The following is a 340-nucleotide window of genomic DNA, read 5'->3' on the forward strand; positions in this document are numbered from 1 at the left end:
TAAGGGCTGGTCCCCGTTCGCTCGCCACTACTAAGGGAATCTCGGTTGATTTCTTTTCCTCAGGGTACTTAGATGTTTCAGTTCCCCTGGTTCGCCTCTTGCACCTATGTATTCAGTACAAGATAACCAGCTTGTGCTGGCTGGGTTCCCCCATTCAGAGATCTCTGGATCACAGTCTGTTTGCCGACTCCCCAAAGCTTTTCGCAGGCTACCACGTCTTTCATCGCCTCTGACTGCCAAGGCATCCACCGTATGCGCTTCTTCACTTGACCATATAACCCCAAGCAATCTGGTTATACTGTGAAGACGACATTCGCCGAAAATTCGCACGTCGCTCTTA

At 50.3% G+C, this 340-nt stretch carries 1 rRNA gene; it reads right to left on the reverse strand.

What is annotated here, in order from left to right:
• A 23S ribosomal RNA gene (locus ACF8E5_RS18785) occupies positions 1-272 on the reverse strand; the annotation flags it as partial.
• Positions 273-340: the final 68 nt, after the last annotated feature.

The sequence above is a fragment of the Pseudomonas sp. WSY_20 genome, assembly GCF_043104335.1.
GTDB lineage: Bacteria > Pseudomonadota > Gammaproteobacteria > Pseudomonadales > Pseudomonadaceae > Aquipseudomonas > Aquipseudomonas parafulva_B.